A 10340-nucleotide genomic window follows, 5' to 3' on the forward strand; every position below is an offset into this window, starting at 1 on the left:
CTATCTCAGCATTATAGTCACTATTTATACTAGTGCGATTAAGTTCCTTTTTTATAGCTCTTTCACTATAGCCAATTTTATTGGCTATTTGAGATGTTTGGTATCCTAATTTAAGTAATTCTTCTATGCAATATCTATTTGAAAGAGTTAAGTGCTTTGGCATTTTTTAGTTCCTTATCGTTTATTTTAGTTTCGTCAAAACCTAATAAACTATATTTGGAACTCTCTTTCAACTATTTAAAACTTTCAGAATACAATCTAGCCACTATAATATAATTCGCAATAGCAAAATTCATAAAGATTATGTTCCTGTTGATCAAAGTTTTTTATCAATAGGAACTAAAGCGCTATTCACTTTAACTACATCTCAAGGTGTAGGTGATTTGTTCAGAATATATTACCTAAGTATGAAAGATGGTTTTAAATATAATTTCACATACATCCCATATAGTTACAATCCGATATCACAAGAACCATTTGATAATCTAGAAATGAATCAGTTATACGAATTAGGCTATAAAATGGGTAAAAGTCAAGACTATTGGAAACACTCTCCTGCCAATATAACTTTTTAATATCTATTAAAAATAATTATAATCACTAAAAATATCTCATATCAATAATGTTTTAAGACATTTATCTAATTGTGATAAATGATATAATTAGCCTCATAAATTTGAAAATACTAATAAAATATGAAAATATATCTTTACCATCATTGCCCGTATTGTATAAAAGTTAGACTAGTGGCAGATCTAAGCAAATTAGACTATGAGATGATAATCTTAGCAAATGATGATGAAAAATCTCATATAGACAGAATTGGTTCTAAGCAGGTTCCTTTCTTAGATAAAGATGACGGAACATTTATAAAAGAAAGTGATGAAATCTGTAAGTTTATAGCAAAAACTCAAAATTTTGAGATAGCAGAATCAACGATTGATAATTATGCCAAAGAGTCTGTTGCTAAACTAGCTGAGCATTATCGTAGAATAGTATATCCTCGTATTCCTCATCATCCTCGTAATGAATGTGATTTCCCAACACAAAGTGCTAAAGATTATTTTATAAATAAAAAATCTCAATATATTGGTGATTTTGATGCTCTGCTTAGAAATCCTCCCTACGACTCAATTATAGCGATAAATAAAATTCTTAGAGAAATAGCTCCCTTTGTTAAAACTCCTTTCATCAATGGTGATAACTTCTCTTGGGATGATATAAATATTTTTCCAGTATTTTTTATACTGACTATGGCCAGGGATTTGCTTGAGATTCCTGATAATATTAGCAATTACATAAAAAATATCGAAAACAAAACAAATATAGAACTATATTAAGATGATTATATCCATAGAAGCAATTGATAAAATACTACCACAGACACAATGCCAAAAATGTACTTATGATGACTGTTATAGTTATGCTAAAGCTATTACAAATGGTAAAAAACACAACAAGTGTATAACTGGTGGAGAAAAGACTTTAAAAGAATTATCAAAACTTTTAAATAAACCTGAAATACCACTAGATAGCTCACTTGGAGAATACAAACCTCGTGCTGTAGCAAAGATTGATGAATCAATGTGTATTGGTTGTGAGAAGTGCTTACTTGCATGCCCAGTTGATGCTATTGTAGGTTCAAAAAAACTGATGCACACTATAATTGAGTCAGAATGTACTGGTTGTGAACTTTGTATTGAACCATGTCCGATGGATTGTATATCTCTAGTTGATTTAGCTACAGATATGCAACCTAGTAATCTAGATGAGAAGCAATATACTCAACAAAGAAATCATTACCGAGATAGATATGAATATCATAAGTATAGAGTAAATCAAACAAAAGCTAAGCAAAGAGCCGTTTATAAAAATATTGCTACTGCTCAAGAAATAGATAAAAAAGCTTATATTGCTGCTTCATTAGCAAAATATAAAAATAAAAAAAAGTCTACACCAAATAATGAATAGACAGAAGAGAATCCAAATTTTTGAAACTTGGAAAAAAAATGACCCTCATCCGACGACTGAGCTTGAATATAACTCTAACTTTGAACTATTGATTGCAGTTATTTTATCAGCTCAAGCCACTGATGTCAGTGTGAATAGGGCTACTCAAATTTTATATAAAATTGCCAATACTCCTGAAGCAATATATGATCTTGGAGAACAAAAGTTAGCCCAATATATTAAATCTATTGGGTTATATAAAACTAAAGCAAAAAATGTGATCGTAACATGTAAATATTTAATCGAAAAATTTGATAGCCAAGTGCCTGATAACTTTGATGATCTAATATCTCTAGCGGGTGTCGGTAGAAAAACTGCAAATGTAGTTCTTAACACAGCATTTAATCAACCAACTATGGCGGTTGATACTCATATTTTTAGACTTGCTAATCGTATACCATTAGCAAAAGGTAAAAATGTCAATGAAGTTGAAAAAAAACTCTTACGTGTAATTCCTAAAGAGTATCTTCAAGATGCACATCACTGGATAATACTACATGGTAGATATATATGCACAGCTCAAAAACCTAAATGTCGTAATTGTATAATTTTTCAGTACTGTGAATTTAAAGATAAGGAAAAATATTTATGATTTTCTCTCATGATAGATATCAGCTTCGCAAACTTTTTATAGATAGCTGGAATAAGTTTCTAAATAAACAACCACTAACAGCTATTGAAGAACAAATATCTAGAATTATAGAGTTACACCCTGAATATCATAAGCAAATTACTATTGAAAACATTGATAAAGATTATTCGCCTGAGATGGGACAAATAAATCCTTTTTTGCATATTGGCCTTCATTTAGCAATTATTGAACAAGTACAAACTAATCGCCCTATCGGGATAAATACCACGTATCATCAGCTACTTAGTAAATATAACAATGATGAGCATAAAGTACATCATCTTATGATAGACTATCTAGCAGAGGAAATGTGGCTATCACAGAAATATAATACTCTACCAGATGAGCAAAATTATTTAACAAAATTACAAGAGTTAGTGCTTAGATAATGAGAAATATTAAAAAAATATCTAAAGTAAACATTCATTTTAATCAACCCAAAGGCCTGCATATTATAGCATTTATGACATTTTGCATATGTTTATGTATCGAACCTTTTATGACTATTTTAAATAGTTACGGTGATATTGACTTATTTTATAATAGAAATGACTATCTCTTTGTAATCTTTTTTGCTGGAATTTTTGGTTGTATCAGTAATTATCTCTTTGGTTCAACCAAATCAATAGTTCATGGGCTACAACTCATAATCATCGCAATGATTCTGTCATTTATACATAATATCATATTATTTAGTTGCTCGGTATTATGGATTGGAGTAGCAATTGTTATTGTTAATCTTCTATTCAACTTAAGTGCTTTTTATCTAAAAACTGATTTACGTAGAATTTATGGTTTTATAGGTGTCTACTCTAGTGCTTTACTTGGTATTGCGATAGGGATTATATCTTATATTACAATCTTTAAAGATATGTATAATTTTAAAATATTTTATCTATTTATAACTATGTTTTTATTAGTTTTTTTCTTAAAAAATAGCTATAAACTAAACACTTCTCTAACTAATCAGACTGAACGATTTAATATCAGCTTTTATGGGGTATTATTAATTTTCTTTATATTTTCATTTATTTTATTCTATTTGCTACAGAATCTTAATGTCTTTAGTAGTCTAAATTTGGTTATCTTACCACTATCTTTGATTTATCTGCATATTCTTACTATTTCAAACAATAAAGAAAGTGGTATAAACCTTCTAAAATATGTGTATTTTAGCTCAGGTCTTCTCGCAGTAAATAAAATCTTTTATCTTAGCTTTCTTAGATATGAAAATATTATGAATCCAAAATATCTCAATTCTCCATTAAGTACATCACTATTTCTACTAGCTGGGTATTTTATATGTATAATCATATATTTCGGATGGAGATTCAAACTAATAACATTACGTATAGAATCAATTACCAAATCTCATATCATAAAAACTATGCTATATATAGAAACTTTTAGAGTTTTTATTTTAATGATAGCTATTTTTACCAACAATGTTCTTTTTTGTAATTTAGCATTGATTTTTGCCACCATATTAGCTTTAGTTTTAAATATTTTTATTGTCCCGATATATTTATCACTTGGTAAGATACTTGCTGGCGGTAGAAATGAAGTTATCACAACTAGCTTATTGTATCTAATATTTTCTTCTTTAATATTTGTCTCTTTCTTATATGATATCTCTATTAGTTTATAAATAATTTTCTTGTAATTTTAACTTCTTACCCCATATTTAAGAATATACAATTATGCTATAATCTTAGCTGATATGAATTTTATTCATATATAAAACATTTAAAAAAGGAGAAAAAATGAATAACTTTGAAAACAATACTCGTGTAATAGATTCTCTATCACAAGAGTCTGCACTAAGAGCTAACAAAGTTCTTAGAAATACATACTGGTTACTGTCAATGACATTACTATTTAGTGCTTTGATGGCATTTGTTGCTATGAGCTCAGGTGCTGCGGTGTTGAACCCTATACTAATGCTTGTAGTTTATATTGGCCTACTATTTGGTATTAATGCTACTAAAAACTCGCCTATGGGAATAGTTTTAACATTTGCACTGACTGGACTTTTAGGCTACTCGCTAGGACCAATATTAAATCATTACATCCAAGCATTTTCAAATGGTGCTGAGCTTATAATGATGGCTTTTGGTACTACAGGTCTAATTTTCTTAGGCCTATCTGTAGTTGCTATGAGCCCTGCTAGAAACTTTAATAGAGTGGGAACATTCTGTGCTATAGGCGCTATTGTTGCAATAGTTGCTCTAGTGCTTAATATCTTCTTACAAATACCAGCTTTAGGCTTCGTGATTTCATTAGTGTTTGCATTTATCTCTGGTGGATTTATCTTATGGCAAACAAATGCTATCGTAAGAGGTGAGGAAACTAACTATATCTTAGCAACTGTTAACATATATGTTTCTCTATTTAATATCTTCGTAACTCTATTACAAATCTTTGGTGCTGTAGCTGGCGATAGAGACTAATTTATATTATTATTTATTCTAATAATTTCTAATCTACTAAATTTTAATGCTCAACAATCAAATATCTGCAAAAGATACTATTGTGTCTAATGCTTATGGTTCTTCTTTTAGCATTTTGTTTAACGAATATCTTAAACAAAATTGCGACTTTAATCTAATAGTTGCTGAAGACTCTCAACAAGCACATAGAGTTTATGATGAATTAAAGTATCTAAATAAAGACTCAAAAATAGAAGTATTCTATTTTCCTAACTTAGAAATACTACCTTATGATAGATTTTCTGCAGCAATAGACATTATCTCAAGAAGACAAGAAATATTGCATAAACTTACACAAAATCCTAAAAATACTCTAGTAATAACAAGTATTTCAAATACATTAAGAAAACTTCCACCTGCCAAGTTTATCAAAGAACATAGTTTCATACTTAAGACAGGCGATAGCTTAGATATAACTAAACAAAAAGTATTACTAACCGAAGCTGGATATACTTTAGTAAACAATGTTTTTGAAAAAGGTGAATTTAGTATCCGTGGCAGTATTATTGATATTTTCCCAGTTGGATCAAAAGTAGCTTTTAGAATTGATCTTTTCGATGATGAAGTTGATACAATCAAAGAGTTAGATACAAAAACTCAACGCTCTGGCAAAGAAATAAAATCTATAAATATTATGCCTTCACATGAGCTGATTTATAATTCACAAAATACTTCTTTAGCATTAGAAAAACTCAAGATACTATGTGGTGAACAATCGCAAAATTCAACTATTGCGACATATATAAAAAATAATGAATACTTTAGTGGTATAGAGTTCTATTTACCATTATTTTATCCTGAACTTGTTAGTCTATTTGACTACTTACTAAAGTCTGCAAATATCCACCTTATTGACAATATTAGCAACTCAATTGAAGCATTCTCAGAAGAGGTTAAATATAGATATAACGAGTTAAAGCATGATATTGATAGACCTGTTTTACCATATCAAGAACTTTTTTATTCACAAAAAGAAGTCAAAGATCTGTATGAAAAACATCAACATATCAAATGGTTCCAACAACCAAAATCTAAGTCTAAAACTCTAAATATAGATCATCTAGAAAAAATCTCAGCAAATTATAAATTAGCTAATCCTTTTAGGGATTTACAAAAATTAATAGATAGCTCTAATTTTGATAAAGTTATATTTTCAACTGATTCGAATGGACGTGGTGAAATACTTTTAGAACATTTGAATAAGTTACAGTTAAATATAAGAATTGCAAAAAGTTTTGACGATGCTCTTAAAATCAAAGATAAATTTTGCTTAATCATCTCACCTTTTCAAGAAGGTGTAATAATTGATAAGAAAATCATATTAATTACTGAATCAGATCTTTTTCCTGAGCATATTCAAAACTCTTCTAAAATATCAGAACATGATCATCACCCTACTGTTGACCTTAAAGATCTGACAGATCTAAAACCCGGAATGCATGTAGTCCATATTGATCATGGTATTGGTAGATACGAAGGCTTAGAAAGTATTGAATTAAATGGTAAAAAAGATGAGTTTATACTTCTAAGATATGCAAATGATGCAAAAATTTATGTGCCAATCACTTCATTAAATCTAATTTCTATTTATAACTCCTCTATTACTGAAAAAATAGCATTAAATAAACTTGGTTCAGATAAATGGAAAAAGCAAAAAGAAAAGACTATCAAAAAGATTATCGATGTTGCTACAAATCTCTTAGAGATATATGCAAAAAGAGAAATACGACAAGGATTCAGCAATTCTTTAGATGAAGAAGAATATCTACGATTCTGTGCAGATTTTCCATATGAAGAGACTCCTGATCAACTCTTAGCGATAAATGATGTCTTCAAAGACATGATATCTACTAAGCCAATGGACAGACTTATTTGTGGTGATGTTGGTTTTGGAAAAACAGAAATTGCGATGCGAGCAGCATTTCTAGCAACTCAAAATCAAAAACAAGTAGCAATTTTAGTACCTACAACTATTTTAGCTCAACAACACTACAATAGTTTTAAAGACAGGTTTGCTAATACTGCTGTAAATATAGAGGTTATAACTCGTTCAAAAACAGCAAAAGCACAAGAAGAGCTTTTTGATAATCTCAAAAAAGGTACAGTTGATATAATAATTGGTACACATAAGCTTATATCCTCAAAAATTGACTTTAATAACTTGGGATTATTAATTATTGATGAGGAGCATCGCTTTGGTGTCGCGCAAAAAGAAAAATTAAAAGCCCTGAAAGCTGAAATAGATATTCTAATAATGTCAGCAACTCCTATTCCACGTAGTTTAAGTATGGCATTTTCAGCACTTCGCGATCTATCAATTATTGCATCTCCTCCTGCTAAACGTTTATCTGTAAAAACATTTGTTAAGGAATATGATAATAATATAATTCGTGAAGCTGTAAGTCGTGAAACCATTCGTGGTGGACAAATTTTCTATCTTTATAATAAAGTAGATACTATTCAAAAGAAAAAAGAAATTCTTCAAGAATTATTCCCTCGTTTGAGAATAGCTATTGCTCATGGTCAGATGAGTGAAAAAGAAATTCAAAAGATAATGTTTGACTTTAAGCATAATAAATATCATATATTACTTTGTACCACAATTATTGAAACGGGTATTGATATCCCAAATGCAAATACTTTAATTATCCAAGATGCTAATAATCTAGGTTTAGCACAATTACATCAACTAAGAGGCAGAGTTGGTCGTTCACACCATCAAGCTTACGCATATATGTTAGTTCCTAGTGAAGGTAGTATTACTAAAGATGCTATAAAAAGATTAGAGGCAATTGGTAGCACTGATTCACTTGGAGGTGGCTTCACACTCGCAAATCATGATTTAGAAATTCGTGGAGCTGGAGAGATTCTTGGACAAGAACAAAGTGGTAATATTGATGGTATAGGTCTAAATCTATATATGGATCTCTTAGATAAAACGATTGCTAATCTTAAAGCTGGCAAGGAGCTGAATATTGAAGATGTCATTAACTCAACTATTTGTGAAGTTGAACTTAATATCCCAACGCTAATTCCTGATTACTATATTAGTGATGTAAATACTAGATTAAATATTTATAAGCGAATTTCAAAAGCCGATCATAAAGAATTAGTAAATATAAAAATTGAACTTATTGATCGTTTTGGTAGGCTACCCGTTGAAGTGTTATATCTTTTAAAAGTTGCTCACATAAAAATTGATGCTATAAATTTAGGTATTGGACAAATAAAAATGTTTGCTACATCTGGTAAGATTAATTTTGCTAACACTACTAAATTTGAGCCTCAAAAGCTGATAAAGCTAATTCAAGCTCAGCCTACTGATTTTAGAATCACGAAAGAGCAAGATCTACTCATCACAAAAAATACTAAAACTGCTGAACAAAGAATAGAGTTTATAGAGAATTTTTTGAAGAATATAACCTAACAATAAAAGGATATATCTATTATAATTCTAAGTAAATTTATAAATTTTTATAGATAAATATTAGAGATGATAGTTTTATGATTTAATTACTTATTAGGACGAAGAGATCTAACTGTTTTACCAGCTTGCCATACTTCTTTTTGACTAAGTTCTTCAAGTTCTTTCTCAAGATCTTTACGGTAATCAGCATGACTGTTTTTATCAATAGTACGTTGTGCTTCATTACCATTTTTTACTTCATTATATAGCTCGGCAAACACACCTTTAGTAGCATCTCTAAATTTAGGAGCCCAATCTAAAGCACCTCTTTGAGCTGTAGTAGAACAGTTTGCAAACATCCAGTCCATACCATTTTCAGCAACTAAAGGCACTAAGCTTTGTGTTAACTCTTCAACCGTTTCATTGAAAGCTTCACTTGGAGAGTGTCCATTTGCACGTAAAACTTCATATTGAGCTTCAATAATTCCAGCAAGAGCACCCATAAGAACACCTCTCTCACCAGTTAAATCACTATAAACTTCTTTTTCAAAAGTAGTTTCAAATAAATAACCAGAACCTACACCTATACCATAAGCTAAAGTTCTTTTTTCAGCATTACCTATAGCATCTTGATAGATTGCGTAGCTTGAATTGATACCTTTCTTAGCTAAGAATAATCTTCTAACACTAGTGCCAGAACCTTTTGGTGCTACTAAAGCAACATCAACATCTGCTGGTGGAATAATGCTAGTTTTCTCATTGTAAGTCACACCAAAACCATGAGAGAACATTAATAAATCACCTGACTTAAGGTTCTCTTTAATAGTATTCCAAGAAGCAATCTGACCAGCATCTGATAATAAGTTAACAACAATTGTACCTTTAGCAGTAGCTTCAGCAATGTTAAATAAAGATTTACCAGCAACCCAACCATCTTCGATAGCTTTATCCCATGATTTAGAGTTTTCTCTTTGCCCAATTATTACATTAAAACCATTATCTCTTAAATTAAGAGCTTGTGCCGGTCCTTGTACTCCATAACCAATAATTGCGATAGTCTATCTTTTAGAGTTTCTAAAGCTTTCTCTAAAGTAAATTCTTGTTGTGTTACAACTGTTTCTTCTACACTACCAAATTTCATTTTTGCCATTTATTATATTCTCCTAAGTTTTAATATTAAGCTGCTTTTCTTTGACTAACTGTTTTTACGTTTTGAGGAATTTCACTTATTACAGTTCCTTGCATAGATAAACAGTTTGTAATATTAATATCTATTACTTCAATCACATTTGCCAGTTTTTTTACGATTTTTTCTATCTTATCTTGCGTACTATGTACTACAAGATTGAAATGAGAAATACCCTTATTTGCTGTCTCAAATACTGTTAACTGTTCTATATTTACACGATTACGTGATAAAACAGAAGAAATTCTTTGTAACACACAAAGAGTATTTTCAGTATTCATTGTTATAAAAGCTAGATTGTATTCTGAAAGTTTTAAATAGTTGAAAGAGAGTTCCAAATATAGTTTATTAGGTTTTGACGAAACTAAAATAAACGATAAGGAACTAAAAAATGCCAAAGCACTTAACTCTTTCAAATAGATATTGCATAGAAGAATTACTTAAATTAGGATACCAAACATCTCAAATAGCCAATAAAATTGGCTATAGTGAAAGAGCTATAAAAAAGGAACTTAATCGCACTAGTATAAATAGTGACTATAATGCTGAGATAGCACAGAAGCTATATCAAAGCCGCAGAACTTCAAATAATCATAAGCTATCCTGTAAAGTTAAAAA

Annotated in this window: 11 protein-coding genes and 1 pseudogene; 9 read left to right on the forward strand and 3 right to left on the reverse strand. The window is 29.9% G+C overall.

The features are described 5' to 3' along the window. On the reverse strand, positions 1-163 hold a 163-nt coding region (locus F8C69_RS11050), incomplete at its 3' end, for a helix-turn-helix domain-containing protein (protein WP_159183823.1). 244 nt (positions 164-407) lie between these two features. On the opposite strand from F8C69_RS11050, the gene F8C69_RS10610 reads away from it, so the two are divergent. From F8C69_RS10610 to mfd, 8 genes are all read left to right on the forward strand, one after another. Next, positions 408-575: a hypothetical protein gene (locus F8C69_RS10610; RefSeq protein ID WP_236352360.1), complete on the forward strand. Its 168-nt coding sequence runs from the start codon at positions 408-410 to the stop codon at positions 573-575. Between the two features lie 120 nt (positions 576-695). After that, complete coding sequence (grxB, locus tag F8C69_RS06010; RefSeq protein WP_159184561.1) at positions 696-1340, forward strand: glutaredoxin 2; 645 nt, start codon at positions 696-698, stop codon at positions 1338-1340. Position 1341: 1 nt separating this feature from the next. Further along, positions 1342-1971, forward strand: a complete 630-nt coding sequence (locus F8C69_RS06015) for an RnfABCDGE type electron transport complex subunit B (RefSeq protein WP_159184562.1) — start codon at positions 1342-1344, stop codon at positions 1969-1971. Continuing rightward, the gene (gene nth / locus F8C69_RS06020) at positions 1964-2602 is read left to right on the forward strand and encodes an endonuclease III (RefSeq protein ID WP_159184563.1); all 639 of its coding nucleotides are present in this window, start codon (positions 1964-1966) and stop codon (positions 2600-2602) included. The genes F8C69_RS06015 and nth overlap by 8 nt, the downstream gene beginning before the upstream one ends. After that, entirely contained in the window at positions 2599-3030 is a 432-nt protein-coding gene (locus F8C69_RS06025; RefSeq protein WP_159184564.1) for a DUF1841 family protein, read from the forward strand. The genes nth and F8C69_RS06025 overlap by 4 nt, the downstream gene beginning before the upstream one ends. Then, complete coding sequence (locus F8C69_RS06030) at positions 3030-4289, forward strand: hypothetical protein (protein WP_159184565.1); 1260 nt, start codon at positions 3030-3032, stop codon at positions 4287-4289. Before F8C69_RS06025 ends, F8C69_RS06030 begins: the two co-directional genes overlap by 1 nt. Positions 4290-4404: 115 nt before the next feature. Next, positions 4405-5091 carry a Bax inhibitor-1/YccA family protein gene (locus F8C69_RS06035; RefSeq protein WP_004287569.1) on the forward strand — a complete coding sequence of 229 codons (687 nt, stop codon included), beginning with the start codon at positions 4405-4407 and terminating at the stop codon, positions 5089-5091. Between the two features lie 46 nt (positions 5092-5137). After that, on the forward strand, positions 5138-8557 hold the full coding sequence (mfd, locus tag F8C69_RS06040; protein ID WP_159184566.1) for a transcription-repair coupling factor: 3420 nt from the start codon (positions 5138-5140) through the stop codon (positions 8555-8557). Positions 8558-8643: 86 nt separating this feature from the next. Here mfd and ilvC read toward each other — a convergent pair. Together ilvC and F8C69_RS06050 are read right to left on the reverse strand one after the other, a co-directional pair. Beyond that, a pseudogene (gene ilvC / locus F8C69_RS06045) lies at positions 8644-9686 on the reverse strand (ketol-acid reductoisomerase). A 26-nt stretch (positions 9687-9712) separates the two neighbouring features. Then, positions 9713-10003, reverse strand: a complete 291-nt coding sequence (locus F8C69_RS06050) for an acetolactate synthase small subunit (protein WP_159184568.1) — start codon at positions 10001-10003, stop codon at positions 9713-9715. Between the two features lie 110 nt (positions 10004-10113). On the opposite strand from F8C69_RS06050, the gene F8C69_RS06055 reads away from it, so the two are divergent. Continuing rightward, on the forward strand, positions 10114-10340 hold a 227-nt coding region (locus F8C69_RS06055), incomplete at its 3' end, for a helix-turn-helix domain-containing protein (RefSeq protein WP_159184567.1).

It is taken from the genome of Francisella noatunensis subsp. noatunensis (genome assembly GCF_009823375.1).
Classification (GTDB): Bacteria; Pseudomonadota; Gammaproteobacteria; order Francisellales; family Francisellaceae; genus Francisella; species Francisella noatunensis.

Coding starts and splice junctions, on each gene's coding strand:
- F8C69_RS10610 (WP_236352360.1), top strand. CDS start 408: ATGAAAGATGGTTTTAAATATAATTTCACATACATCCCATATAGTTAC.
- grxB (WP_159184561.1), top strand. CDS start 696: ATGAAAATATATCTTTACCATCATTGCCCGTATTGTATAAAAGTTAGA.
- F8C69_RS06015 (WP_159184562.1), top strand. CDS start 1,342: ATGATTATATCCATAGAAGCAATTGATAAAATACTACCACAGACACAA.
- nth (WP_159184563.1), top strand. CDS start 1,964: ATGAATAGACAGAAGAGAATCCAAATTTTTGAAACTTGGAAAAAAAAT.
- F8C69_RS06025 (WP_159184564.1), top strand. CDS start 2,599: ATGATTTTCTCTCATGATAGATATCAGCTTCGCAAACTTTTTATAGAT.
- F8C69_RS06030 (WP_159184565.1), top strand. CDS start 3,030: ATGAGAAATATTAAAAAAATATCTAAAGTAAACATTCATTTTAATCAA.
- F8C69_RS06035 (WP_004287569.1), top strand. CDS start 4,405: ATGAATAACTTTGAAAACAATACTCGTGTAATAGATTCTCTATCACAA.
- mfd (WP_159184566.1), top strand. CDS start 5,138: ATGCTCAACAATCAAATATCTGCAAAAGATACTATTGTGTCTAATGCT.
- F8C69_RS06050 (WP_159184568.1), bottom strand. CDS start 10,003: ATGAATACTGAAAATACTCTTTGTGTGTTACAAAGAATTTCTTCTGTT.